At 33.3% G+C, this 25,935-nt stretch carries 25 protein-coding genes; 9 read left to right on the top strand and 16 right to left on the bottom strand.

Annotated features, from left to right (window positions below):
• Nucleotides 1-110: 110 nt before the first annotated feature.
• Both hutI and hutU read right to left on the bottom strand, forming a co-directional pair.
• Nucleotides 111-1,349, bottom strand: coding sequence for an imidazolonepropionase (gene hutI / locus M1D64_RS02895; protein WP_069821536.1), 1,239 nt, complete (start codon nucleotides 1,347-1,349; stop codon nucleotides 111-113).
• Nucleotides 1,349-3,010: a urocanate hydratase gene (gene hutU / locus M1D64_RS02890; RefSeq protein WP_194379128.1), complete on the bottom strand. Its 1,662-nt coding sequence runs from the start codon at nucleotides 3,008-3,010 to the stop codon at nucleotides 1,349-1,351. Before hutU ends, hutI begins: the two co-directional genes overlap by 1 nt.
• A gap of 226 nt (nucleotides 3,011-3,236) precedes the next feature.
• Between hutU and M1D64_RS02885 the strand changes: the two genes are divergently transcribed.
• A complete protein-coding gene (locus M1D64_RS02885; protein WP_002482525.1) occupies nucleotides 3,237-4,112 on the top strand; it encodes a LysR family transcriptional regulator in 876 nt (291 codons plus the stop codon).
• On the opposite strand, the gene hutG is transcribed toward M1D64_RS02885, so the two are convergent.
• Nucleotides 4,102-5,031, bottom strand: a complete 930-nt coding sequence (hutG, locus tag M1D64_RS02880; RefSeq protein ID WP_002482524.1) for a formimidoylglutamase — start codon at nucleotides 5,029-5,031, stop codon at nucleotides 4,102-4,104. The genes M1D64_RS02885 and hutG overlap by 11 nt on opposite strands.
• A gap of 255 nt (nucleotides 5,032-5,286) precedes the next feature.
• Between hutG and sdpC the strand changes: the two genes are divergently transcribed.
• Nucleotides 5,287-6,510, top strand: coding sequence for a peptidoglycan release complex CPBP-like subunit SdpC (sdpC, locus tag M1D64_RS02875; protein ID WP_002482523.1), 1,224 nt, complete (start codon nucleotides 5,287-5,289; stop codon nucleotides 6,508-6,510).
• A 375-nt stretch (nucleotides 6,511-6,885) separates the two neighbouring features.
• Here sdpC and M1D64_RS02870 read toward each other — a convergent pair whose 3' ends face one another.
• On the bottom strand, nucleotides 6,886-7,587 hold the full coding sequence (locus tag M1D64_RS02870; RefSeq protein WP_002482522.1) for a ribose 5-phosphate isomerase A: 702 nt from the start codon (nucleotides 7,585-7,587) through the stop codon (nucleotides 6,886-6,888).
• A 159-nt stretch (nucleotides 7,588-7,746) separates the two neighbouring features.
• On the opposite strand from M1D64_RS02870, the gene M1D64_RS02865 reads away from it, so the two are divergent.
• Nucleotides 7,747-8,403 (top strand): MOSC domain-containing protein, encoded by a 657-nt coding sequence (locus M1D64_RS02865; RefSeq protein ID WP_002482521.1) that lies wholly within the window; start codon nucleotides 7,747-7,749, stop codon nucleotides 8,401-8,403.
• A 129-nt stretch (nucleotides 8,404-8,532) separates the two neighbouring features.
• On the opposite strand, the gene M1D64_RS02860 is transcribed toward M1D64_RS02865, so the two are convergent.
• From M1D64_RS02860 to M1D64_RS02850, 3 genes are all read right to left on the bottom strand, one after another.
• Complete coding sequence (locus tag M1D64_RS02860) at nucleotides 8,533-9,549, bottom strand: aldose epimerase family protein (protein WP_041079160.1); 1,017 nt, start codon at nucleotides 9,547-9,549, stop codon at nucleotides 8,533-8,535.
• A 600-nt stretch (nucleotides 9,550-10,149) separates the two neighbouring features.
• Nucleotides 10,150-11,388: an ABC transporter permease gene (locus tag M1D64_RS02855; protein WP_480977546.1), complete on the bottom strand. Its 1,239-nt coding sequence runs from the start codon at nucleotides 11,386-11,388 to the stop codon at nucleotides 10,150-10,152.
• Entirely contained in the window at nucleotides 11,381-12,280 is a 900-nt protein-coding gene (locus M1D64_RS02850; protein WP_037537848.1) for an ABC transporter ATP-binding protein, read from the bottom strand. Before M1D64_RS02850 ends, M1D64_RS02855 begins: the two co-directional genes overlap by 8 nt.
• Before the next feature lie 229 nt (nucleotides 12,281-12,509).
• Between M1D64_RS02850 and M1D64_RS02845 the strand changes: the two genes are divergently transcribed.
• Entirely contained in the window at nucleotides 12,510-14,126 is a 1,617-nt protein-coding gene (locus M1D64_RS02845; RefSeq protein ID WP_041079163.1) for a ribulokinase, read from the top strand.
• 57 nt (nucleotides 14,127-14,183) lie between these two features.
• Here M1D64_RS02845 and M1D64_RS02840 read toward each other — a convergent pair whose 3' ends face one another.
• A complete protein-coding gene (locus tag M1D64_RS02840) occupies nucleotides 14,184-14,882 on the bottom strand; it encodes a DUF805 domain-containing protein (RefSeq protein ID WP_069838158.1) in 699 nt (232 codons plus the stop codon).
• A 203-nt stretch (nucleotides 14,883-15,085) separates the two neighbouring features.
• On the opposite strand from M1D64_RS02840, the gene M1D64_RS02835 reads away from it, so the two are divergent.
• Complete coding sequence (locus M1D64_RS02835; protein ID WP_002482515.1) at nucleotides 15,086-15,697, top strand: DNA-3-methyladenine glycosylase; 612 nt, start codon at nucleotides 15,086-15,088, stop codon at nucleotides 15,695-15,697.
• A 115-nt stretch (nucleotides 15,698-15,812) separates the two neighbouring features.
• Here the strand turns inward: M1D64_RS02835 and M1D64_RS02830 are convergent, their stop codons facing one another.
• The 5 genes from M1D64_RS02830 to M1D64_RS02810 all read right to left on the bottom strand — a co-directional run bounded on the left by M1D64_RS02830 (nucleotide 15,813) and on the right by M1D64_RS02810 (nucleotide 18,915).
• Complete coding sequence (locus M1D64_RS02830; protein WP_037537845.1) at nucleotides 15,813-17,138, bottom strand: Na+/H+ antiporter NhaC family protein; 1,326 nt, start codon at nucleotides 17,136-17,138, stop codon at nucleotides 15,813-15,815.
• A gap of 103 nt (nucleotides 17,139-17,241) precedes the next feature.
• Complete coding sequence (locus M1D64_RS02825; RefSeq protein WP_069838159.1) at nucleotides 17,242-18,042, bottom strand: DUF4097 family beta strand repeat-containing protein; 801 nt, start codon at nucleotides 18,040-18,042, stop codon at nucleotides 17,242-17,244.
• Nucleotides 18,039-18,344, bottom strand: coding sequence for a DUF1700 domain-containing protein (locus M1D64_RS02820; RefSeq protein WP_371806945.1), 306 nt, complete (start codon nucleotides 18,342-18,344; stop codon nucleotides 18,039-18,041). Before M1D64_RS02820 ends, M1D64_RS02825 begins: the two co-directional genes overlap by 4 nt.
• 120 nt (nucleotides 18,345-18,464) lie before the next feature.
• Nucleotides 18,465-18,599 (bottom strand): HAAS signaling domain-containing protein, encoded by a 135-nt coding sequence (locus M1D64_RS02815; protein ID WP_002482511.1) that lies wholly within the window; start codon nucleotides 18,597-18,599, stop codon nucleotides 18,465-18,467.
• On the bottom strand, nucleotides 18,592-18,915 hold the full coding sequence (locus M1D64_RS02810) for a PadR family transcriptional regulator (protein ID WP_002482510.1): 324 nt from the start codon (nucleotides 18,913-18,915) through the stop codon (nucleotides 18,592-18,594). Before M1D64_RS02810 ends, M1D64_RS02815 begins: the two co-directional genes overlap by 8 nt.
• Nucleotides 18,916-19,196: 281 nt before the next feature.
• Here M1D64_RS02810 and gltS point away from each other — a divergent pair, with 281 nt between their 5' ends.
• Nucleotides 19,197-20,405 carry a sodium/glutamate symporter gene (gene gltS / locus M1D64_RS02805; RefSeq protein ID WP_041079166.1) on the top strand — a complete coding sequence of 403 codons (1,209 nt, stop codon included), beginning with the start codon at nucleotides 19,197-19,199 and terminating at the stop codon, nucleotides 20,403-20,405.
• Between the two features lie 406 nt (nucleotides 20,406-20,811).
• Here gltS and fni read toward each other — a convergent pair whose 3' ends face one another.
• Complete coding sequence (fni, locus tag M1D64_RS02800) at nucleotides 20,812-21,855, bottom strand: type 2 isopentenyl-diphosphate Delta-isomerase (protein ID WP_048787062.1); 1,044 nt, start codon at nucleotides 21,853-21,855, stop codon at nucleotides 20,812-20,814.
• A gap of 66 nt (nucleotides 21,856-21,921) precedes the next feature.
• A complete protein-coding gene (gene corA, locus M1D64_RS02795) occupies nucleotides 21,922-22,869 on the bottom strand; it encodes a magnesium/cobalt transporter CorA (protein WP_069838160.1) in 948 nt (315 codons plus the stop codon).
• Between the two features lie 137 nt (nucleotides 22,870-23,006).
• Here corA and M1D64_RS02790 point away from each other — a divergent pair, with 137 nt between their 5' ends.
• A complete protein-coding gene (locus tag M1D64_RS02790) occupies nucleotides 23,007-23,483 on the top strand; it encodes a thioesterase family protein (protein WP_069838161.1) in 477 nt (158 codons plus the stop codon).
• An 8-nt stretch (nucleotides 23,484-23,491) separates the two neighbouring features.
• Complete coding sequence (locus M1D64_RS02785; RefSeq protein WP_002482505.1) at nucleotides 23,492-23,902, top strand: hypothetical protein; 411 nt, start codon at nucleotides 23,492-23,494, stop codon at nucleotides 23,900-23,902.
• A gap of 194 nt (nucleotides 23,903-24,096) precedes the next feature.
• On the opposite strand, the gene M1D64_RS02780 is transcribed toward M1D64_RS02785, so the two are convergent.
• Nucleotides 24,097-24,999: an alpha/beta hydrolase fold domain-containing protein gene (locus M1D64_RS02780; RefSeq protein WP_041079174.1), complete on the bottom strand. Its 903-nt coding sequence runs from the start codon at nucleotides 24,997-24,999 to the stop codon at nucleotides 24,097-24,099.
• 250 nt (nucleotides 25,000-25,249) lie between these two features.
• Here M1D64_RS02780 and M1D64_RS02775 point away from each other — a divergent pair, with 250 nt between their 5' ends.
• A complete protein-coding gene (locus M1D64_RS02775) occupies nucleotides 25,250-25,885 on the top strand; it encodes a hypothetical protein (protein ID WP_002482503.1) in 636 nt (211 codons plus the stop codon).
• Nucleotides 25,886-25,935: the final 50 nt, after the last annotated feature.

Below are 25,935 nucleotides of genomic sequence, written 5' to 3'. Positions count from 1 at the left end.
CCAAATTGCTTTAACCATATGGTATCATAATTGTCGAAATATTTAATCAACTCTGCCTAAAATAATACAAAAAAAGCCAAGTCAATTTGACTCAGCTTTAACTATTCAAATTATTGTTCTAATTTGATACGATTATCAATCAACACTTTACCATCTTTAATGACTTTTTCAGCGTGGTTAATACCATAGTGATATGGAATATATTCATGATTAGGCGCATCCCAAATAACAATATTAGCTTTATCTCCTTGATTAATGGTACCAGCATCAATGTCAATGGCTTTAGCCGCATTAACAGTCACTGCGTTCCAAATTTCATTTGGAGATAATTTCAATTTCAAGGCAGCAATCGACATCACAAGTTGTAAGTTGTTTGTGACACAACTACCTGGGTTAAAATCTGTCGCAATCGCGATTGCGCCATCATTGTCTAACATACCTCGCGCATCTGCATAAGATTCCTTGCCTAAATAGAAAGTCGTACCAGGCAATAACACCGCGACAGTGTCACTATTTTTTAGTTTTTCTTTACCTTCTGTACTTGATGCTACAAGATGATCTGCAGAGATTGCATTTTCGTCGATAGCTAACTCTAAACCACCCAATGGATCAATTTCATCTGCATGGATTTTCACATCAAAACCTAATGCTTTTGCCGCTTCCATATATTTTTTCGATTCTTCAACCGTAAACACACCAGTTTCACAGAATATATCTGCAAAATCAGCATACGGCTTAACTTCTGGTAACAAATCAATCATCTCTTGAAGAAAAGTTTGATTAGACTCAGCATCTTTAGGTACGGCATGCGGACCAAGGAATGTGTGTTTCATGTCTAAGTTATATTTTTCAGCCAAACGATTAGATACACGTAATTGTTTTAGTTCATTTTCTTTATCTAGACCATAGCCACTTTTACTCTCAACAGCTAAAACGCCATGTTCCATCATCGTCAACAAATTCTTTTCTGCCTTTTTAAATAATGCTTCTTCAGTAGCTTTACGTGTAGCTTCAACTGTAGATAAAATGCCGCCACCTTGTTCAAGAATTTCTAAATAAGAAACACCTTGTCTTTTAAGTGACATTTCATGTTCACGTGAACCACCATGAACAAGATGTGTATGTGCTTCAACCAAAGCTGGTGAAACCACTTTATCTGTTACATCAATTGTTTCAGTTGCTTCATAGGCATCTGAGTGCTCTCCTGCGTAGACAATTTTGCCGTTTTTAACGACAACCGTTCCATTTTCAATAATGTTAAGTTCGTCTAACTCTTTTCCTTTTAATGGACGTTCAGTAGATTTTGGTAAAATTAGTTCTTTAATGTTTTGAATAATTAAATCGTTCATTATTTGTCTCCTTTACCTGTAATCATTGGGATTTTGATACCTTTTTCTTTTGCAACTTTAATCGCAGATTCATATCCAGCATCCGCATGTCTCACAACACCCATACCCGGATCTGTCGTTAATACACGTCCTAATCTTCTATCAGCACGTTCTGATCCATCTGCTACAACAACCATACCTGCATGTAAAGAGTAACCCATACCAACGCCGCCGCCATGGTGGAATGAAATCCATGAACCGCCTGCTGCTGTATTAATTAATGCGTTTAAGATTGGCCAATCACCAACAGCATCAGAACCATCTTTCATACCTTCAGTTTCACGGTTTGGACTAGCGACAGAACCAGAATCAAGATGATCACGACCAATGACAATTGGTGCAGAAATTTCACCATCTCTTACTAATTTATTCAATGCTAAGCCCATTTTCGCACGCTCTTCATAACCTAACCACGCAATACGTGACGGTAAACCTTGGAAGGCGATTTTTTCTTGCGCTAAATCTAACCAACGAATTAATTTTTCATTATCTGGGAAAATCTTTCTCATTTCTTCATCTGCACGCTCAATATCTTTCGGATCTCCACTTAATGCTGCAAAACGGAATGGGCCTTTACCTTCACAGAACAATGGACGAATATAAGCAGGCACAAATCCAGGGAAATCAAATGCATTTTCTAATCCATCATTAAATGCAACCTGTCTGATATTATTACCATAATCAAATGCAACAGCACCATTTTTCTGAAATTCAAGCATGAGTTCTACATGTTTTCTCATAGAAGTTTGTGCTTCTTTAACATATTGTTTTGGATCTTTTTGGCGTATTGCTTTCGCTTCTTCTAACGAATACCCTTGAGGTACATAACCATTTAGCGGATCATGTGCACTTGTTTGGTCTGTCACAATATCAATTTTAAAACCTTTATCTAAGATTGCTTTATGTGTGTCAACCGCATTACCGACTAAACCAATTGATAGTGGTTCACCCTTTTCACGAGCTTCATCAGCCAAACGTAACGCTTCGTCTAATTCGTGTGTTTTAACGTCACAATAACGCGTCTCAATACGTTTATCAATGCGTGTTTCATCGACGTCTACGCCGATAACAACGCCACCGTTCATTGTAACGGCTAGTGGTTGCGCACCACCCATACCACCTAGACCAGCTGTCAAAGTGACCGTGCCATTTAAGTTGCTATTAAAATGTTGATTCGCAAGTTCTCCAAATGTTTCATAAGTACCTTGAACAATACCTTGTGAACCAATATATATCCAACTACCAGCTGTCATTTGACCATACATCATTAAACCTTTTTTATCTAATTCATTGAAATGATTCCAATTTGCCCATTCTGGAACTAATACTGAATTAGATATTAATACACGTGGCGCTTCTTCATGTGTTTTAAATACAGCAACGGGTTTACCAGACTGAACTAACATTGTTTCATCAGCTTCTAATGAACGTAATGTATCTTCAATGGCTTCAAATGCTTCCCAATTACGTGCAGCTTTACCTATACCTCCATAAACAACTAAGTCTTCAGGGCGTTCAGCTACTTCCGGGTCAAGGTTGTTATATAACATTCTCAGTACTGCTTCTTGTTCCCAACCTTTACATTCAATGTCTAACCCTCTTTTTGCTTCTATTTTTCTCATGAAAAATCACTCCTTGTTTTTAATAAACTTATCCTTTGTTTAACAATAACTAAAAAATCCATAGTACAAATGGTATGGTAATAAGCAATGTAAGCACGATACTTACACAAAAGCACACCTTTCTCTATATGGACCAGTATAATATGTTATTATATAGACTACCAATATAAATAAACTAATTATTGATAGCTTTAAACTATAAATAACTAATTAAAGGAGCTTTCCTATGAAAATTATACAATTAGAATACTTTGTTGCTGTTGTTAAATATAATAGTTTTACTAAAGCCGCTAACTTTTTACATATTAGTCAACCTTCTCTGACGACAACAATTAAAAAAATGGAAGCTGATCTAGGTTATGATCTATTTATGCGTACGACTAAAGATATTAAAATTACTGAAAAAGGCATTCATTTTTACAATTACGCACGACAACTGATACATCAATATCATCAAACTATCGAAAAAATGTACGATCTCAATATGGGACATGTACCTAAAATTAAAATATCTATTTTAGAATCGACAAACCAATGGCTTTCTCAAGTATTATCGACACATGCTAAACAATTTCCAGATCAAACTTACCTTGTATCTGAAATTCATGATCAAAATAAAATTTTTGAATTGCTCGTTAACTTTGAGAATCATGTTGCTTTCACTAACGAACAAATGAAGCATGATGATATTGAATCTATACCGCTCTATGAGGAGTCCTATGTGTTGATCACTCCTAAAAATGCTTTTCCACATTCACATACTACTTCTATTGCATCCTTGCCATTAATATTGCCAACCAAAAGATCCCAAGTTCGCAAACATCTAGATGACTACTTTAACCGTATGAACTTGCATCCTAATATCATTATTGAAGCGGATCGATTTGAAGCTGCCACGAACTTTGTGCATAGAGGTTTGGGATATGCTGTAATACCTAGAGTTTATTATCAATCATTTAATGCTAAGGATTTAGATGTCTTAGATATTCAACCTAAGTTAGGTCGTTCTATATATATTAACTACCTAAAAAAAAGAAAGCACTCATCACGTGTGCTTTCTTTCATCGAACAATGTGTTAACTATTGGAATTTTAAAGAATAAAATGATATAAGAAATTAGCTGATAATTTTGCAGTTCTGTTATCTACATCATACTTAGGATTTGTTTCAGCAATGCTAATTGTTGGGACTTTTTCATTCGGAATGATGCGTTTAGCTAATTCAAGTACGATGTGTGGTGATAATCCAAGCACACCATTAGCACTCACACCTGGTGCAAACGCGCTGTCAATAACATCCATACATATTGTAAACATGATGACATCATGATCATGTACAAAACGTTCCACCTTATCTTTGATTGGAGGAGAAATTTGGTGAAGCAATTCTTCTGAATAAACATAACCGATGCCTTTAGTTTCTGCATAGTCAAATAGTGCTCGAGTATTGCCACCCTGTTGTATACCTAATACAAGATAATCTGTGTTTTCATCTTCTTCTAGTATTTGTCTAAAACTCGTGCCAGATGTTGAACCTGATTCTTCTCGTGTATCAAAGTGTGCATCAATATTAATGACACCAATAGAAGCGTCAGGATATGCCTCTCTCGTGCCTAGATATTGTGCATATGCAATATCGTGACCACCACCAAGTAAGAATGTTTGATTATGTTTTTTTATAGATTTGGCAACGTAATGCGCAAATTCTTGTTGCGTTTCTTCTAATCTATCATGATTGTGTTCAACGTTGCCATAGTCATATACATTACATTGTCTAATAACTGGTAAATTGGCAAACGTTTTTTTAATTGCATTCGGGCCTTCTTTTGCACCAATACGCCCTTTATTCAATTCAACACCTTTATCTACCGCGTACCCTAGTATACCTACACCATGACGTGATTCATTGTTATCATCTTCAATATTGCGAAAATTTATAGTTTGAAAGTGCCTAAATTGTGATTCATCTGTTTCACTATCAATTCTTCCAGTCCAAAGATCACGTTGTGCTAATTTATACATAATTCTCCTCCTTTAAATACTTACGGTCATTTAAAAGTATACGCTTACATTTTCCTCAATTCAATTTATAATAATATTTACCCAATTCGCATCATTATAAATTCAAAAATTCGTAATAAATATTTCAATTTCATGTTAGATTAACTCAAACTATTACATTTCAATGATAAATCGGGAATTTAATTTATTTCTATCTCATAAATATGTATAATTAGGTACAAATGATTTTTTTGAACCCTATTGGAGGTTACATAAATGAATACAAAACGTATACCAGGTTTTCAATGGGCAATGATGATTTTTATCTTCTTTATTGTTGCTTATGCATTACCTATTATACTTAAAGATTTACAGAGTTCCGTTCCATTTAAAGATTTCGTCTTTGATATGAGTACACTTGCACCATTCATAGCAGCTTTTATCTGTATTGCTATATTTTCACACAGAGGTACTCAATTAGCTAGTTTAAAATTGACTATTAGCTTAAAAGTGATTGAGCGTGCAATTTTAGCGCTTATTTTACCATTAATTATTTTTATTATAGCTATGGTATGCTTTAATATTTTTTCTGATAGTTTTGTTCTTTTACAAACAAAAGATTTATCTGTTTCAATTTCATCTATTATTATAGGACAAATTGTCATGGCTTTTTTAGTAGAACTCGGTTTCCGTTCTTATCTACAACATATTGTTGAAACTAAGATGAACACGTTCTTCGCGTCTATTATTGTTGGTTTTATGTATGCAATATGGAATGTAAACATCGCCTTTAGTTTTGACTTTGCAATATATAGTTTCCTATATTCATTTGCTTTTTCAATGATTATTGGGGAATTAATACGTGCAACGAAAGGCCGTACAATATACATTGCAACTTTATTCCATTTCGCAATGTCATTTGGACTTGTATTCTTATTTAATGAAGAATTAGGCGAAGTATTTGCTATGAAAGTCATCGCCTTATCAACTGCAGCCGTTGCTATACTTTATATTTTAATTAGTTTAATTATTCGTACAATCCTTTATTTCTTTACAAAACGTAATTTAGACGAAGTAGAGGAAAATAATTATCTTGATCACGTTAATGATACTGATGAAGATCAGACAGATGCTGGTGATGAATATAACGCGTCAGAAACAGACGAAACGCATCATTCAGCGAATGTAAATGCCGCTACAGCTGAGACGTCTTCAGAAGTTCAAGATGAACAAGATGTAACTGATCGTCAGCATGAATCAAGTGCATCAGACCAAGCTAATCAATACAATTCGACAGAAGATACTGCACATGAGGACGACAGTCGAGCGAATATAATCTCAGAGAATACACCAAGTCCATCATCAAATGATTCAACGAAAGTGGACACTACACACTCAGATTCACGTGCGAATAGTGCAGTAGAAGCATCTACTGAGAAGGCACATCCAGAATCAGACCAAGATGAATTGAAAGCAAGTTCTCGCTATTCTTCAAATTGACAGTCATCTGTCGTATCTGATGCACGTACATCAATCGATGAAGAAAGTGATGAATCGTCAAGTCATTTAAGTTCAGAAAGTAACGATGTAACGCAACAAGATGATCAAGCTTTAGATACAGCTGATTCATCTAATAATGATTACGAACGCTCACCTTTTGATTTGAAAAGTAAACGTGGACACCGTCGCTAATCATACTCACCATAAAATGATTCAACTGATTTTATGAATTTTAAAAACCAATGCTAAGCTATGTTTCATGACTGATAGCTTTAGTATTGGTTTTTTGTTTTATTACTGTAGCATGTAGCGATATGATATTTTCAAACGATACAAAAAGACATTGTGCTCCAATGAATAAGCACAATGCCTTTTTTAATCTATCAATGATGCTTTATTTTTAATCTTTACTCCATTCGTTGTACCAATAATGGCTTGGTCTGCAACATTTAAAAAATAACCTGTTTCTAGTACACCGATAAGGTGAATCAAAAATTCATGCATATCTGCTGCGTTGATACCTTCATTTAATACAACATCTAAGATATAATTACCGTTATCTGTAATAAATGGCACATCATCAACCATGCGACGTGTTACTTTTAAATCATCGTATGCTTTAATTCGTTTAGCTACAAGTAACCAATTAAATTTGTCCACTTCAACAGGCAACTTAAACGTTTGTCCAAGATAGTCTACACATTTACTATCGTCAGCTAAGACAACAAATCTTTCGGCCATGGCATCTATTACTTTTTCTCTAAATAGCGCGCCACCACCGCCTTTAATTAAGTTTAAGTCGTTATCAATTTCATCTGCGCCATCTATTGCAATATCGATATGATCCACATCATTCACATCAATGATATGGATACCTAACTCTTTGGCTATAAATGCCGTTTTATTAGAGGTACAGACACCTGTGATTTTTATTTGTTCTTGTTCCAGTTTCTCTGCTATTTTTGGGACAAGCAATTCAATCGTTGAGCCAGAGCCAATACCAACAATCATACCATCTTTAATCTGGTCTAATGCATCATTAAATGTTCTCATTTTTAACTGTTTCTTATCCATCATGCTTCCCCTTTTATACTGTACTTTTATCTTTATTGTACATGAGATTTATTAAAATACCTAGACAGAAAACTGATTTTCAAAATGAATTTATACATATACTTGCATAATTAACACATTGTTTTAAAATAATAATCAATCTATTGTTGGAGGTACAAAAATATGATTTATAAATTAGAAGCCATTTCTACTGGCAAAATACAAGATTTACCATATAGTACCAAAAGACCTATGCGTTCTGCATTAAATAAAGAAAAATATTCAGGAAAAATGTGGCTTACACATACTGGATTTGCTGAAGATGAACAAGAATATAAAGGACATGGCGGGCCAAATAAAGCCGTTTGCCTGTACAGTAAGAAAAATTACGAACTTTGGAAACATGACCTACCAGCGTTACCACCCTATGCGATGTTTGGTGAAAATTTAACAGCAACTGATTTAGATGAAGCGCATGTCTATTTTGGTGATCAATTCCAGCTTGGTGAAGCTATTTTAGAAGTTTCAGAAATCAGAGAACCTTGTTGGAAAATACAAGAAAAGTATAAAATCCCTGATTTGATTAAGAGAATGTCATCTTCTTGTAAAACTGGCTTCTATTTTCGTGTGTTACAAGAAGGCTACGTACACGACTCCAATCATTTAAAACTTATCAAATCTGCGGATGCATCAACACGTCTTTCTGTGTATGAGCTCAATGACATCTATTACAATGATAATAAAAATATTAATCGCTTAACCTATGTTTTAAAAAATCCATATTTAACAAGCGACAGGATTAGCAAATTTGAACGCTTCTTAAAACGTGCTCAAAAATAATAGCGTTTGCTGTAATTAAATTAAAATGAAAGGCGGGTATCTCATTTAAGATACCCGCCTTTCATATAGTCTATACTTAATAACTAACCACTCTCCCAAATGGTGTCATAAGTATTGATTCGTTCATTTTTATAATTGCTTTTCAGAAATTTTATATGACGTTTTAGAGTAAAAAGGCTCGTTAGCTTTTAAAATGGATGGTGCTTGATTGCCTAATAAATTAATATCGTTTGGAATACATTGCGTTTCTAATGTAAAACCTGAGTGAGCTTTATAAATATTGAAATCACTTTTCCAACCAGTTGTATCATTAAATGTGTAAATGACAATGTTTGGCATGTCTGTGTTTACTTTTAATATAAAATGTTTATTTTCCACAGTCATTTCATTACCACCAATATCAAATGGATGATCAATACCACCAAAGCGTTGCATTTGTTCTTTAACAATTGCGTCTTCACTATCAAAAATATCTTTGAACTGGATATTTTGTTCTTGGAAGGTATTTACCAAACTTAAAGGTTCCATACTTTTCACGATATTGTCTTCCCCTAATAAATACATATCCAATTTTGAACTTGAAATGCTGTGATTATCAATCACATTGTTGTCTCTGTTCAAGTTAAAATATACATGATTCATCGGATTAAACAATGTTTTTTCAGTTGATTTCGCTTTATATTCTATCGTCCACTTATGGTCGACATTATAAGTGTGAATCACTTCTAAATCAATATCACCTGGAAAGTGATCATCTGCACTTTGAATTGTAGTAGTAAAAATAACTTTCACTTGTCCGACTTGTTCTTCAATTTTATAATCAAAGAAACGTCTGTCTATACCATTGGGTCCACCATGAATATTATGTACACCATTATTGGCATCTAACTCATATTTTTTACCATCTAACTCAAATGTTGCATTTGCAATTCTTCCGCCATATCGACCTACGGTTGCACCAAAATTATAAGGATTCGATTCATAAAACTCATCTGCTTCAACGACATTACCCAGTACAATATTATTATCGTCGTATTTCCACGATACAATTCTCGCACCATAATTTGTAAAAACAATTTTTGTTTCTTCATTATCAATTTTAATCAAATCGATACCATTGCTTTGACTTTCTACTTTTGCAAACATCATTAATGACTCCCTTTCAAACCTACACTTTAATAATAGGTTTTTCCATGAATAAAATTCAATCATAAATGTCGCCTTCGTTATACTTGATTCAAGGGGTTTTGAATAAGTGTGAAGGCAATTATCTAATATAGATTTCGTTTACGAATATAAGATAATCATAATTTCATCATTAAAACACTGAATTGGTGCACACAAATGATCTCTAAAACATATATTTATGGTCCCTCAATCATAAAATATGCTTAGATGTTTAATTAAAAATAATTATGTAACATTTGAATACATTCAATCATTTTTTATATCTTCATATTACTCACTTATATTGTAACAATTTATTCAAATATTTATCTATACTAATCATAAATTCTATCAAACTATATAGAAAATTGTTATACATTTTTCTATTTTTACCTAATTCCCAACAAATTCATCATCTTCCAATCAATAATTATATGAATTAATAACAAAAAAACGAGCTGAGACGTCTATCATGCCTCAGCCCATTTCACAATCTAGTCATGTTATCTAGAGATCACGCAACGACATTTGCTTAGAAAAAAATAATTTTCTATCTCACTCTATTAGGTATTCATGCGTTTAACTTCTTTTAAAAATACGTTTCATTGCATTCATAAAGCCTTTATCAAAACTCAAAATCGTATTTTTGTAACTTCTTACAGCAATCCATAATAAAATAAAAATGGTAATAATGGATAAAATAACACTCACAACAATCTCCCAAACTGCAACATCAGGTGACGCTGAACGTACAAACATTACGAACGGAGACAATAGCGGGATAAAACTAGTGATTTTTGTAAGCATTGTATCTGGATTCATCACACTGAATAACGAGATATAAAATGCAATCATACTGAATAGTGTCATCGGCATCAACGCTTGGTTGATATCTTCAATACGTGCCGTAATGGATCCCAAAATAGCTGCTAATATAATATATGAAAGGATACCAATAATTAGTGAAACGATACCTACAATAGATATTTGCATCGTTAACTCGTTTGGTTCAATTTTAAATCCTTTCAACATATCACTTATATCAAATACGAAGAAACATATTAAGCCTGCCGCTACAAATATGATAATCTGTGTAAATGCCACAGCAATCACACCGGAAATCTTAGCTAAAATATGTGTGACTGGACTCACACTCGTAATAATCATTTCGATAACGCGTGACGTTTTTTCTGTAGCAATTTCCATCGCTACTTGACTTGCATAATTAAAGACAATAAAGAATATCAACATCAGTCCTGCGTATACCATTATTGTGTTAAAGCCTTTTTGCGCTTCACTTAAATTTGAATTGCTTGCTTTATCAGCAATGACTTGTGACGTAACTTTACTTTGTGATTGCAATTGTTTCAGTTCCCCTTGGGACAAATTCAAGTTCGCTGCGACGAGTTGTGTTTGAATTGTTGATAAAGAAGCTTTTAATTTTTGTTTTTGTTGTTCTGAAACTGTATCTTTACTTAAAATTTTTCCAGAAAGTTTATTATCATCTGTCATTTTGATAATGTATGCTTTATCTAATTTTTCGTTTTGAACTTGCGTTTTAGCTTGCTTCTCTGAAACTTTTTTAAATGTAGCCCCCTCGTCCAGTTGATCACCTTGACTTTTTATTACTTTATAAATTTCATTGTCAGATGAAACAACGCCGACTTTATCAGGACCATCATCAAACAAATCAATAATCTTATTCATATTAGCTGCTAAGAGCATTAAGACAATAACCAATCCAGTAAAAATCATAAATGATTTCGTCTTGACTTTGTTCTTGTACGTCAGTGAAAATGTTGCTAAAAATTTATCCATTAACGTCACCTACTTTGTCTATAAATATTTCATTTAGTGAAGGTTCTACTACCTGGAATCGTTTCACAAAGCCATATTGCTTCACTATGTCATAAATTTGTTCTGCGACGGATTCTGTCTCTATCATTGCTTTAATCTCTCTCTTATTTCTGTCTACCTCTAGGACCCCATCTACTTTATCAATTTCTGGCATTTCGTGATCTGTTTCAATGACTACACGTTTGTTGCCATGATTCGTTTTCACTTCATCAATTGGCCCCGATACAACAAGCTCCCCCTTATTTAAAATACATACGTTATCGCATAGTTCCTCAACATGTTCCATTCTATGAGAGCTATATATAATTGTCGTACCTGCATTGTTTAAGTCTTGAACCGCCGACTTTAGCAATTCAACATTCACTGGATCCAAACCACTAAATGGTTCATCAAGAATAAGCAACTCAGGATCATGTAGCATACTTGCTAGTAATTGAATTTTCTGTTGATTCCCTTTAGAAAGTGATTCGATTTTCTTTTCTCTATTTTCTGTAATATCAAATCGTTTTAACCAGTAATCAATTGCTTTTGTAATATCTTTAGATGCCATGCCTTTTAATGTAGCTAAATAACGTAATTCGTCTTCTACTTTCATCTTAGGATGTAAGCCACGTTCTTCTGGTAAATAACCAATACGATTATATAACGAGCGATCGATTACTTTATCATTATATGTGATGCTTCCCTTTGTAATGGGTGTCAATCCTAATATCATTCTAAATGTGGTTGTTTTCCCAGCGCCATTTCTTCCTAAAAATCCTAGCATCTTTCCTTTTTCTAAGGAAAGTGACATATCGTTTACAGCAGTAAAATTTTTATACTTTTTTGTTACATGGTCAATTATTAATGACATACCATTTCGCCACCCTTCTTATATAAATCCTCTATTCTGATGATACCATTTGTCTTTTGAAATATACATTTTTAAATAAATCACACATATTTATATTAATATGACTGTATTTCTCAATAATCCAATATCACAATGATCTTAACTTTACATTATAATATGTAAGCACTATCATAAAGATAAATGAAGTCTCTAGGCTTATTCCACAAACTGATTAGGGGGCAATGCAATCATGACATATAGTATCGGCATCGACTATGGTACTGCTTCAGGGCGCGTATTTTTAGTAGATACAACAAATGGTGAAATTATTTCTACATATATAAAAGAATATCCACATGGCACCATTTCAGAATCATTAAATGGTGCCGAATTACCGCACAATTATTTTTTACAACATGCAGCAGACTACACTTCTATATTGGAGGAAGGCGTTCAGTACGTCTTAAAAGATAGTCAAGTCGATCCTAAGTCCATCATCGGCATTGGTATAGATTTCACCAGTTGTACCATCGTGTTCTTAGATGATGACTTCAAACCTTTACATTTACATCCAGATTTAGAAGATCAACCGCATGCTTATGTGAAACTGTGGAAGCATCATGGCGCTCAAGATGAAGCAACCTACATGAAACAAGTAAGTGATAAGGTAAACCCATCCTGGTTAAATTTTTATGGTCATAACGTAAACAGTGAATGGATGATTCCTAAAATATTAGAAGTTAAAAACAAAGCACCAGAAGTTTTAGAACGTAGTGCCTATATCATGGAAGCTGGAGATTATTTAGTCAGTTTATTAACTGATAAAAATATTCGCTCTAATTGTGGCATTGGATTTAAAGGCTTTTATAACGAAACAGATGGCTTTAATTATTCCTTTTTTGAAGCTATCGATCAGAAATTACCAGAAATTGTTAAAACAAAATGCGAAGCACCCGTAGTCAATATCGGTGAAAGCGCTGGTAGTTTGAGCCCATATTATCAAAATCTATGGGGCCTTACAGAACAAGTACAAATTTCTCCGTATATCATTGATGCGCACTCCGGTGTACTCGGTGTCGGCGCAATTGAACAAGGTGAATTCACGCCTGTTATCGGTACAAGTACATGCCATCTGATGCTCGATCCAAAACAAGAACCCATACCTGCAATTACTGGTTCAGTTAAAGATGCTATCATTCCAGGTCTTTATGCATATGAAGCTGGACAAGCTGCTGTTGGTGATTTATTTAATTATTCTGCCAGCCTCGCACCAAAATCTTATGTAGACCAAGCTGAAAAACAAGGCCTTTCTATCCTTGAATACTTAGAGAAACTGGCTGCTGATATATCAATAGATAAACAGCATGTAACCGTACTCGATTGGCATAATGGTAACCGTAGTATCTTAAGTGATAGTAAGCTAACAGGTAGTATCTTTGGTTTAACACTGCAAACACCATTTGAAATGATACACAAAGCTTATTTAGAGTCTACAGCGTTCGGAACAAAAATGATTATGCAACAATTTGAAAACAACCACATTCCCGTAGAAACAGTATATGCTGCCGGTGGTATTCCTATAAAAAGTGAACTTTTAGTTGATATTTATGCTAATGTGCTAAATAAAGAAGTGGTCGTTATTGATTCAAGTAACGCTACAGCGCTTGGTGCAGCTATGTTGGGTGCAAATGTTGGTGGCGCTTATCCAACCTTAAAAGAAACTGTCAAACATATGAAGCAACCTGTTTATTATCGTAAACAACCAGAAGCTAAAAAAGTTAAACAGTATGCGCTTTTATTTGATCGTTATAAAGCCTTGCATGATTTGCTTGGTAAAGAATATCCACAATTATCTTACATTAATTAAATTATAAAGAGGGCTGTTTCAATTATATGAAACAACCCTCTTTATAATTTATGGCATTTAATATTTAAAATTATCGTCTTTTTTAGTAGCGTTCTCATCACTAGTGTTAACTTCTTCACTGAAAGCATTCTCTTCACTATTCACGTGTTTCACATTTGTGTCTTCGTGTATAGGTGCGTCTTGATTTGCATATGTGTTAGTAGATGATTGAATATGATTGCCATATTTATGACTAGCACCATATTTATTCGTTTTTCTTTCACTATCAAGACAACAAATCACTAGCATGTAGATGCCAAGTGCTATATAGACAAGGAAAATAATAGCAAAAAATATGATATATACTGGATTATTATATTCAGGATCTTGAATATTCACTACAAATAGCACCGGATAACTTATAACAATAACACCTAGATATATTAATGGCATGAGCATGGTCCTTCCCATATCATGAAATCTTCTGATTAAAAGTGCCCATCCTGGAATTAATGTTGCCAAACTGTATATTAATGCGTAACAAATCGATAAGAATAATAATATAACTCCTATAGCAACCAATTCTTCAGAACTTGATGCTGCGCCTGATACAGTCATTATTAAACCGATGATATACAAAATCAATGCTGGCATCATAAAGATGATGTTCCATAATGCCATGAACCAGTACTCGCTACGACGTGAACGGCCTTTGAAATTAACATAGTTTTTCCAAAATAATTTGAGTGCCTGACCAAATCCAATGCTTCGTTCCATACTTTCCCCTCATTTCATATTCACTTTGTTTTCAATAAGTTTTGTCATATACTAGACTTTAACCAAAAGCATATGCTAATTCCTATTAATCTTATAATAATTAGTGTAACAAATAATCATGTACATAGTAACACAATTTTAAAAATATTTTAAAAACATCTAAAAAAATTTAATTTCATATAATTAAAAGTGGAGGGCATCTAATGGATTTTTTACAACGCGATACCGTAACAATTGCTAAAGACTTACTCGGCGTAAGAATCATCTACCACGATGAACTACAAACCTTTACAGGTTATATTGTAGAAACAGAGGCATATATAGGAACAAAAGATCGTGCTGCCCATGGTTATAACGGAAAGAGAACACCTAAAGTTGAATCATTGTATAAACAAGGCGGCACTATTTATGCCCATGTCATGCATACACATCTACTCATTAATTTCGTTACCCAATTGGAAGGCCAACCTGAAGGGGTATTAATTAGGGCAATAGAACCCGAAGAAGGTATAGAGTTAATGGCTATTAATCGAGGAAAGAACGGTTTCGAACTGACTAATGGCCCAGGTAAATGGACTAAGGCGTTTAACATACCTAGACATTTAGACGGATCCAAATTGAATGAAGGTCGGCTAAAAATTGATACAAAAAATCGTAAGTATCCTAAAGAAATTGAAGCAAGTGGCCGTATTGGCATACCTAACAAAGGGGAATGGACACACAAGCCATTAAGATTCACTGTAAAAGGAAACCCATATATTTCACGAATGAAGAAATCAGACATGCGACAACCAGAATATACTTGGCGCATATAAAAAAATAAAGGACATTCAGAATACGTTTTTAAAACGCATATTGAATGTCCTTTACTTATATAGTTCTTTTCCAAAACATAAAGTAAGTGTCTAATGAGAGACAGATATATTTATGCTATTTTTGCTTTTTATCTCGATCCAATAGTCCAAATTGAATTGTAATGATTGTACAAATTACAAAAATCACAGGATAAAATGAATATTTTAAAACTTCTAAGTAAGATACATCACCGTATTGTTCTACCATTAACATCCCTGAGTCATGTGGTAATACCATTAATGCACAACACGCGAAAATATCTAGTAAACTTGCCATACGTTTTGGTGGTACTTTATACTCGTCACCGATTTCTTTTGCAATTGGCGCAGAAATAATAATAGCCAATGTATTGTGTGATAAAGCTGCTGAAAGCACCCCAGACATTAAACTGATAACATACTCAGCACTCTTGCGCCCTTTTGCTTTTGCCTTCATAGCTGTAATAATCCAATCTATACCACCATAGTAACGAATTAATGCCACAAGACCTGATACTAAGAAAGCAACGAGGAAAATAGTGAACATACTTTCCATACCATCACCTATTGCTTTTGTAAATTGAAATACGCCCATTTGACCTTGCACCATGCCAAGTACGCCAGCCATAACGATACCAATAATTAATACAAGTATTACATCAAGACCAGCAATTGCTGCTATCAAGACGAAAATATAAGGCAAAATATTGATAAAATTAAAACTTAAATCTCCTTCTACTTTACCTGTTCCTCCTACAACAGCATAAAAAATAGCTGTAATAATAGCTGCCGGTAAAGCAATTAAGACATTCATCTTAAATTTATCTTTCATTTTCGCACCGACACCATTTGTTGCTGCGATCGTCGTATCAGATATAATAGATAAATTATCTCCAAAATATGCACCTGCGATCACCGCTGCACCCGCCGCTGCAACACTTAAATCTGCAGCTTGTGCGACTGCAACACCAACAGGAATGAATGCTGCCTGTGCACCAGTTGAAGTCCCTAATGTTAAGGCCGCAAAACCACTCATGATAAATATGCCGGGGATGAGTAAACTTGGTGGAATAACAGACAGACCCATATTAACCATCGCAGCCTTGCCACCCATTTCTGAAGTCACAGTAGAAAATGCACCAGCGAGTAGTAAGATTAATCCTAAATTTACTATGCCTGAATTGCCAGCATGTTCAGTAAAAATTTGTACTTTTTTTGTGAATGCTGTTTTCCTATCATAGCAAGTCCACGCAATCACAATACCTATCATGATTGCCACATGTCTCGGTAACTGATCGAACGCATCCTCTTTACCCATTATCGTGAAAGTAATCCCTACGCCAATATATAAAATTAAGAATATCAGCAACGGCAATAAGGCTAACGCCCCATATTGTTTTTCACTTCGTAACGACTGTTCCATATATATACTCCTTATAACCTAGTATTTTCATACGATATATAGTAAATCAAAAAAGGAACAATGTCATTGAATTGACATTATCCCTTTAAAATAAGCATGTTATTTATTTAATTAACGCATCACCCGTATCTGTCTTAATCATGATCACATGATGGCCGTTACCGACTTTTTTATTTTCAAATTGTTTGTCTTCAATATTTAAATTACCAGTATCACTACTATACTCAATTTGACTGTTTTTAGGTTTATCCTTACCATATATTAACTCTACATTACCAGTATCTGTTTTAATTTGCATAGGTTTATCCGCTGGTGTATCTTTCATTAAAATATCACCGGTATCCGTTTTGAAATCACCGTGTTGAAATTGCGTTTTGTTCAGTTTAATGTCTGATGTATCACCAGACGCAACCAATTGATTGAACTTACTATCATTGATGGTCAAATCCATTACATCTGTATTCAACTGTGCTTTATCCGCATTGATATCATTTAAAGTTGTACTACCATCATCTGAATGTACCTTTAAATTTTCTAAATCTTGAGGAACATATATAGTCATATCATTATATCGCATGTCTAAAAACGAAATATCCACATTTGATTGTCCTTTGTGGTCACTTACCGTTAAGTTGCCATTTTTAACTTTTGCATGAATCTTGATTTTTTCATTAGAACCTTTTGATAATACCTTAAACGTTTTACCTTCTTTTATTTTCACATTACTATGTTTTAAATCTAAATCTAATCCTTTAATACTTTTATTATTATAAGTTTCATTAAAATTCGTTGTAATTTGATTTGCTTTTTTATGTTCAATTTTAAATTGTTGAACTGCCCCTACTGCACAAATCACTGTTATGACTAAACCAATAACAAATATCCATATCAATGATTTTTTCATCTCGTAGCACTTCCTTTCACTACATGGATATTCCATTTTAGATATTTAACACAAAGTACATAAAATCCTTTTGTAATAAGATAAGTAATGACGAATAGTATGAGTCCTAAACCAAACATCGTGCCTGTCACAAAAACATCTAATAAGACAACTGCTTCAAACCCTTCTATAGCACCTTTAATTATAATACCTATCGGTGAGAGTATGAGAGATATCGTCGTAATGATTAATGAAATAACCACACTTAATAATATGATAAAAGGAATCGTTATGACGAAAAAGTTTAATATACTTAAACCCATAACAGCTAATGTAGCATGACCCACATCCCCTAATTCATTACTTTTTTCAGCCTTGACTATCGCAGCATTTGCATTTAATTCTTTCGCTAATTGTCTCGGATTGCCTAATTCATCAGCGATTTATTCTTCGGTTTTTCCTTCTTGTAATCCACTATAAAAATGAGTGTCATATTCATTAATAATATCCTGTCGTTCTGTATCATCTAAATTTTTCAAATGTTTATTTAACTGTTTAAGGTATGCTACTCTATTCATTTGATTCGCTCTCCCTTATAAATTGATTAACAGCACCTGAAAAAGCTTGCCATTCATCTAACAGCAGATTTAATCGTTGTTCACCTTGGTTAGTGATTTGATAGTATTTTCTTGCTGGACCTTCCGTCGATGGTTGATAATAAGTTGCTAGTTCTCCACTTTTCACTAATCTTCTGAGCAATGGATACACGGTGCCCTCAGCTATCGTCATATATCTTGAAATATTTTGTACAAGCGAATAACCGTACTGATCATCTCGTTTAATGATTAATAAGACAATTAGTTCGAGCGCACCTTTTTTGAATTGACTGTTCATTGAAGCCCTCCTCATCGGAAAACCAGTACTATGTATAGTACAGTAGTTTACGCTAAAAATATAACATACACTACTGTACATTGCAAGGTAGTGATCAATGTTTTTTCTCCTTTACTATATAGGTTGTTTAAATTGGCAACTATTGTTTTATTATAGGTCAAACTATCATTATAGTTTTAAAGAATGTATAATGATGCTTGTATATTTTTGTAAACGTTTACTTAATATGAACTCATATTTAAATAATTACATAAAGTTAATGAAATAAAGGGGGTCTATTAATGCTAGAGTTAGATGCAATTACCACTTTAGCACTTGCAAGTATTTTATACTTACTTGGTGTATACATCGTCAATCACGTAAATATTTTGAAAAGATTATGTATACCAGCGCCGGTAATCGGAGGACTATTATTTGCAATTGTTGTCGCAATTTTGAAGTCAGCAAGTTTGTTAACAATCAAATTAGATTCAGAATTTATACAGAATTTCTTTATGCTCGCATTTTTCACAACGATTGGCTTAGGCGCTTCGCTTAAACTACTAAAATTGGGTGGTAAAATACTTATATTTTACTTTATCTTCTGTGGCATATTAGCAATTTGTCAGAATTTAATAAGTGTTTCGTTAGCAAAAGTACTCAATATTTCGCCATTACTTGGCTTAACTGCGGGTTCTATGTCAATGGAAGGCGGTCATGGCAATGCAGCTGCATATGGACAAACGTTACAAGGCATAGGTGTCGATTCAGCATTAACGGCAGCATTAGCCGCAGCAACACTGGGTCTTGTCGCAGGTGGGTTAATTGGTGGCCCTGTAGTGAAATTTTTAATTAATAAATATAACTTAAAGCCTGAACAAGCAGAAGAAACTACGCAAGATTATTCTGAAAGTGATAGAAACGAATACTTACACAATCGAATGGCGCCTACTACCGTATTTTTACTACAATTTACAATTGTAGCTATTTGTATGGCCATTGGATCCTATTTAGGAAACACATTTACCGATTTAACAGGTATCAATATCCCTATTTATGTTGGTGCAATGTTTGTCGCTGTCATAATCAGAAATATCTCAGAATACAATAATCTAAAAATAATTGATATGAAAATCGTTGATCGTATCAGTGATGTATCACTTAGTCTATTCTTATCCATTGCTTTAATGAGTATTCAACTTACTGAAATATATCAATTAGCAATACCGTTAATCATCATCGTACTAGTTCAAGTTTTATTTATTATTCTGTTCTCAGTCATCGTATTATTCCGTGGCTTAGGCAAGAATTACGATGCTGCAGTTATGGTAGGCGGTTTTATTGGTCATGGTTTAGGTGCAACTCCAAATGCTATGGCAAACTTAGATGTTATCACTAAAAAATATGGCGCATCTCCTAAAGCATATCTCGTAGTACCAATTGTCGGTGCATTCTTAATTGACCTACTTGGTGTACCAATAGTGACTATATTTATCAATGCCTTTAAATAGATAACTTACAAATAAATTTTAGTAGCACTTATTAAGCTTTTTTGAAATATTTTTAGAAATGACAATTATTTTGTATTGAGCGCTTTTATTATTTGCTTTATTTAATACAATAAATACCAATCATGTTTATTTTATATACTATTACATTGATAGTGATTTATGCCGAAATTGTGAGTATAGTACTTGTTGAAGATTATATGCTAAGACAGTATCCGTGAAAATTATGGGTAAAAAAACTGCCAACAAAATCAAAGATTTTGTCGACAGTTTGTATCAAGTAATTTAAGTGTTTGTATAAGTACTTGTCATTTATACACCAATCCCTTATCACACATTTAAGCAAGCCGAGCATTTTTGCCGTGGCTTGCTTAATTTCGTTTTATTCTATTATTTTGAACTTTTCAAATTATCTGATGTCTAAACCTCTTTGTTCAATCCATGACTGTAATTTAGGACTAAATACCATTTGCGTTTGTTTTAAATCTTTTATTGTTTTGACATCAAGCATGGTCATAATCTTCTTCATATGATCTGTAAATTGTTCAGTATAATTAAGTGTTTCAGTAATACCATAGTTTTCAACTTGATTTAAAAATGGGCGTGACATCCCGACTGCGCTTGCACCCAATGCCAAACATTTAACTGCATCTAAAGGTGTTCTTACACCACCACTGGCTAAAATATCCATATCTTGTTGATATGAAGCACTTTCCAACAGTGATTCAACTGTTGTTTGTCCCCATAATCCTAAATAATCCATATCTTTGTATGTGCGTCTTTCATTCTCAATATCCACGAAATTTGTGCCACCTCTACCGCTAACATCGACGTAACGTACACCGATTTCATTGAGGCTCTTAATAGTTTCCTTACTCATACCAAATCCTACTTCTTTTACAATCACTGGCACGTCTACGCGTGAAACGATTTGTGCTAAGTTTTCCATCCAAGTAGAAAACGTTCTATTACCTTCTGGCATTACAAGTTCTTGTGGAGCGTTCACATGAACCTGCAGTGCTTGAGCATCGAGTAATTTTACAGATTCAACCGCTTTATCTACAGGGACATCTGCACCAACATTACTGAAAATAATACCATCCGGATTCGTATCTCTGACAATACTGAAAGATGATGCCATTTTACTATTTCTTAATGCAGCATGTGTAGAACCAACTGCCATAGCGATACCAGTTTCACGTGCTATTACAGCCAATTTTTCATTGATTTGCTTCGTCCATTCACTACCACCAGTCATAGCATTGATATATAAAGGTTGATCTAGTGTGAAGTCTTTTAACTGACTTGTTAAATCAATATCATCGACATCGACACTAGGAATTGAATGATGTACAAATCGTATTTCGTCAAAATCAGAAATCGTGGCATCTCCTTGTGCCATCGCAATTTCTACATGTTCATTTTTTCTTTGTTCTCTTTTATTATCGCTCATCTTTTGCTCCTACTTTCAATCATTTTATAATGCTTTGATATATTAAATAATGTCTTAAATTACATACTAAAACCATTTTTCTTTTTTAAAATAATAAATACATCCTGCACTAATCGCCAACATAATACCTAATACAATATAGTAACCATAATGCCACTTTAACTCAGGCATATTGATAAAGTTCATGCCATATATACCTGCAATTAACGTTAATGGTAAGAATATCACAGATACTAGGGTCAGTATTTGCATCACACTATTCATTTTAAATGAGGTATAGGACGAATAATTATCTCTTATTTCAGTTGTCACTTCTTGTGCAGTTTTTAAAATACTTTGTTGTTTAATAATATGATCCTCTATATGTTGAATATACATATGATTTTTACTATCTACAAGTAATAGCTTACTTTCTTTAATATTATCTATTAATTCGTTCATAGGGTATATAATGCGTTTCAATTTAATAATGTCACCACGAATTTTAAATACATCTTCCATGATACCTTTAATGGATTGACTGTTTAAATTTTGGTCTTCGAATTCAAACACTCTATCTTCGATGTCATAAATGTGTTTAAAATAATCATCTACCAATTTATCTAAAATATACAGTGCCACATCAGACGTATCTAAATCTTTATTAAATTGATGTTTAATCATTTGTTCTACATCTTCTAATATTGAAAATGGTTTGTGATGGTATGTAATCAAAATATTATCTTTGATAAACAAATTTAACGCTTTATCCCTATTAAAAGGGGTATCCATACTATGAAAGACGAGATATTGATATGTTTCATAGGCCTTATATTTTGCTCTCGGTGTCCCTTTTATCGTATCTTCAATTTCAAGTTTATTAAATTTAAATTGTGATTGTAATACTTCGTTTTCAGTTTCCGTTGGGTCATTAAAATCATACCAAATCAGCGTAGCTTCTTTTGGTATTTCATTATAGTGAGCTACCTGAACGAAAGGTTGTTCAGAAGTTTGATATTTAATCGTTATACTCATTATTCCCCTCCCGAAATCGTTTCCTTTATTTTACCATGAAATAGTATGTGTGTATGTTTTAGATTTATTTCGTTAAGCATACTTTAAAACATGTTAAACTTTAATTATATATTTTCAAACTTTGAGGAGTTGTATTCATGAAAAATCCTTTCACAGTGATTCAGCAAGTGAACGAAGATATGATTGATCACAATGGTCACATGCATGATGCTCATTATAATATGGTCTTTAGCGATGCCATTAACCAATTCAATTATCAACACGGATTATCCCTGGAAGAGCGTGAAGCCTTAAACTATACACTATTTACAGTTGAAGAACACACGGCCTACCTTTCTGAATTAAAGAAAAACGAACGCTATCACATTACCATCTATTTATATGATTATAATGAAAAAAGCGTCCATTTCTTTTCCATAATGACAAATGAACATGGTTCAAAAGTTGCTACGAATGAAGCACTCATGTTAGGTATTGATCGTGCAACTATTAAAACTGCACCTTTCCCAGAACAATTTGCACAAGCAATTATCAATTATTATGATAATCAACAATTAATTGAATGGCCAAAACAATTAGGCCATCGTATTCGGATTTCAAGAAAAGGAGTTTAGATATTACTATGACAAATCATATACATTCAGCAGTAGCATCACAATTGTATGATTTATTCGATGATACTAAATATGAATTAAGCGAATTAAATCAAAGTAAGCAACTTGTATTAAACGGACCAGACAATAAATTAATTAAACGTGGTTTAGATATCAGTTATTTACAAGGTCAGAAGAAAGCGATTGATGCCATAGATTCAATATTAAAAAATGATTCTGACGATGCAGCTTTCAAGCTTAATTTTACGGAATTTAGCACTCAAGTCATCAAATCATTCGAATCATCTGCAGCTAAGTTTAAAAGCCTTGCGCTACCCACCGAAGACTATGATGTAGTACTTGCACATCATTATTCATTAATGGGTCAAAAATTAATTATCGACACAGTTCACACAACGATATTAAACCAAACATTTTAATGACATGTGCAACAAACCTAATGTAGCGTAAAGCTATAAAACTATAATCACAACCTAATCACAGGTCGTTGTATGACAACCATATATGCATTTTGATTCGCTATTTCTAGCCATATAGCATTTTATTAATGATTATAAAAAAACAAGCTTTGACATCCATGTTTCAGCTTGTTTTAAAATATTTAGTTATCTGTTCATTCATCTTTTAACGTTTCTACGATTTGCTTAACCACTTTATGAGACTCTCTTATAGGTAATAAGGGGAAAGCATGAATCATTCTTTTATATTCATAAAAATGTATTTCTTGTGATTTATCTGCTAAAATATGTGCAAATCTTTGCATGTCTGGGAGGTAAATTTCGTATGCACCGCCAAACATATATATCGGTGGCAAATCTGTCAGTTCTCCATAAATTGGTGACACACGTGCATCGTCTAATGGCAGATTATGAGACCATATGTTTAAAATGCGTTGTACGCCATCTTTATTAACGATGACATCTTTTTTATCTAGTGATTCCGTGATACCTTCATTATCCAATTGGGCATCTAGTAACGGTGAAAACAAATATAATTTACTTGGTAAAGGGTGTTTTTTTTTCTTCAGTTGTTGCACAAAACTTAGTGCTAAAGCAGCACCAGTGCCATCTCCCATAATGACAATAGCATCACTATCCACTTCAGTTAGCAATTTATTGTACATCTCAAATATAGCATTATAAGTATCTTCTATATGAAACTCAGGTGTCTTTGGATAGATTGGCATGACAACTTCACTTAATGTACTTAATGAAAGCTTATCCATAAATCTCCAATGAAAAGCAGATGGCTGCAATGTATTATAACCACCGTGTATATAGAGTATTTTTCTTTCGTGGCTATGTCTAAAACGAAATCTAAAGACTTGCATATCCCCTAGCATTTGTTTATCTAAATCAGATTTAACATTCAATGTTTCAGGTTGTTTATGTTTTTTTTCATTAATTTTCTCGCGATTATTTAAAAATTGCTCAAAAGCTTCATCTGAACTAAAAATAATAGATCTATGAGGTAAGAGGTACTTATTCACAAATTTAGTTGTCAGTCTTGATTTCATTTATAATCCATCCAATCTAAGTTTATTCTCCAAGTATTTAGAATATTTCATTTTACTTACTAATCAAAATTCATAGTATGGTAAAATTAATACAATGACATAAAAATACAGTTATAATATAATTTGAGTTCCCTAATAATCGAATCTATCAATAACTAGTTATCACAGTTATTGCATATTATAACAAAATAGAAACAAAAGTCATAAAATATTTAGATGTAGCATTCTACAGTAATGAAAGGAGTATCCTATGGCAGAACAGAACCATCAATTTAAAGATTTTGAACATACCCTAACAAGTGAACCCATGCAACGTGGGATGCGTTTTGAAAAAAAGAAAAAGTCTTGGGTAAGTATGCTTATCCAGATTATTGTCCTTATTTTAATGGCCATAACGGGTTATAGCATGTTTAAGGAACCTATTTTTAATTTAGTCTTCGCGCAAGAGACAATCAATTTTCATAAACTCACTAATTTCCAAACTACTATAAATGATATTTCTAACTTAAATATTAATGTCGCCTCAATCGATAATTTACAAACGAGTATCGATCGATTAATCCTAGTATTTTACGTGTTCTTTATCGCCTGTATTTTAAGTTTAGTCTTAACTTTCTTTACTTTACTATTTAACAGAACCGTATTAAAAGTAGTAAATATGTTTGTCATCGCGATTATGTTAGTCATTACATTTGGTTTTTCTTATCTAATTAAAAATATTGCTTCTAGAATTTCAGACTCAATGAATCAATATTATATTTCAGTTAAACCTACCCAAATCTTAACTGAAGCTGATGCAATTCATAATGCTTTTACATTGTTAGGATGTAGTATCGCGCTCGTATTAATTAGCATGTTTTTCAGAAATCGTATAGTGCGTAAATAAGCTTATCGTCATCTATTTAAAAACATACTGTAAAAGAAAAAGCCGCTTCC

It is taken from the genome of Staphylococcus sp. Z5-21 (genome assembly GCF_056529615.1).
The sequence above is the reverse complement of the archived record's forward strand: the minus strand, read 5'-3'. Positions and strand labels throughout refer to the sequence as shown.

Bases quoted from the DNA above. Each gene is read 5' to 3' on its own strand.
- hutI (WP_069821536.1), bottom strand. From the start codon at position 1,349: ATGAACGATTTAATTATTCAAAACATTAAAGAACTAATTTTACCAAAA.
- hutU (WP_194379128.1), bottom strand. From the start codon at position 3,010: ATGAGAAAAATAGAAGCAAAAAGAGGGTTAGACATTGAATGTAAAGGT.
- M1D64_RS02885 (WP_002482525.1), top strand. From the start codon at position 3,237: ATGAAAATTATACAATTAGAATACTTTGTTGCTGTTGTTAAATATAAT.
- hutG (WP_002482524.1), bottom strand. From the start codon at position 5,031: ATGTATAAATTAGCACAACGTGATCTTTGGACTGGAAGAATTGATAGT.
- sdpC (WP_002482523.1), top strand. From the start codon at position 5,287: ATGAATACAAAACGTATACCAGGTTTTCAATGGGCAATGATGATTTTT.
- M1D64_RS02870 (WP_002482522.1), bottom strand. From the start codon at position 7,587: ATGATGGATAAGAAACAGTTAAAAATGAGAACATTTAATGATGCATTA.
- M1D64_RS02865 (WP_002482521.1), top strand. From the start codon at position 7,747: ATGATTTATAAATTAGAAGCCATTTCTACTGGCAAAATACAAGATTTA.
- M1D64_RS02860 (WP_041079160.1), bottom strand. From the start codon at position 9,549: ATGTTTGCAAAAGTAGAAAGTCAAAGCAATGGTATCGATTTGATTAAA.
- M1D64_RS02855 (WP_480977546.1), bottom strand. From the start codon at position 11,388: ATGGATAAATTTTTAGCAACATTTTCACTGACGTACAAGAACAAAGTC.
- M1D64_RS02850 (WP_037537848.1), bottom strand. From the start codon at position 12,280: ATGTCATTAATAATTGACCATGTAACAAAAAAGTATAAAAATTTTACT.
- M1D64_RS02845 (WP_041079163.1), top strand. From the start codon at position 12,510: ATGACATATAGTATCGGCATCGACTATGGTACTGCTTCAGGGCGCGTA.
- M1D64_RS02840 (WP_069838158.1), bottom strand. From the start codon at position 14,882: ATGGAACGAAGCATTGGATTTGGTCAGGCACTCAAATTATTTTGGAAA.
- M1D64_RS02835 (WP_002482515.1), top strand. From the start codon at position 15,086: ATGGATTTTTTACAACGCGATACCGTAACAATTGCTAAAGACTTACTC.
- M1D64_RS02830 (WP_037537845.1), bottom strand. From the start codon at position 17,138: ATGGAACAGTCGTTACGAAGTGAAAAACAATATGGGGCGTTAGCCTTA.
- M1D64_RS02825 (WP_069838159.1), bottom strand. From the start codon at position 18,042: ATGAAAAAATCATTGATATGGATATTTGTTATTGGTTTAGTCATAACA.
- M1D64_RS02820 (WP_371806945.1), bottom strand. From the start codon at position 18,344: ATGGGTTTAAGTATATTAAACTTTTTCGTCATAACGATTCCTTTTATC.
- M1D64_RS02815 (WP_002482511.1), bottom strand. From the start codon at position 18,599: ATGAATAGAGTAGCATACCTTAAACAGTTAAATAAACATTTGAAAAAT.
- M1D64_RS02810 (WP_002482510.1), bottom strand. From the start codon at position 18,915: ATGAACAGTCAATTCAAAAAAGGTGCGCTCGAACTAATTGTCTTATTA.
- gltS (WP_041079166.1), top strand. From the start codon at position 19,197: ATGCTAGAGTTAGATGCAATTACCACTTTAGCACTTGCAAGTATTTTA.
- fni (WP_048787062.1), bottom strand. From the start codon at position 21,855: ATGAGCGATAATAAAAGAGAACAAAGAAAAAATGAACATGTAGAAATT.
- corA (WP_069838160.1), bottom strand. From the start codon at position 22,869: ATGAGTATAACGATTAAATATCAAACTTCTGAACAACCTTTCGTTCAG.
- M1D64_RS02790 (WP_069838161.1), top strand. From the start codon at position 23,007: ATGAAAAATCCTTTCACAGTGATTCAGCAAGTGAACGAAGATATGATT.
- M1D64_RS02785 (WP_002482505.1), top strand. From the start codon at position 23,492: ATGACAAATCATATACATTCAGCAGTAGCATCACAATTGTATGATTTA.
- M1D64_RS02780 (WP_041079174.1), bottom strand. From the start codon at position 24,999: ATGAAATCAAGACTGACAACTAAATTTGTGAATAAGTACCTCTTACCT.
- M1D64_RS02775 (WP_002482503.1), top strand. From the start codon at position 25,250: ATGGCAGAACAGAACCATCAATTTAAAGATTTTGAACATACCCTAACA.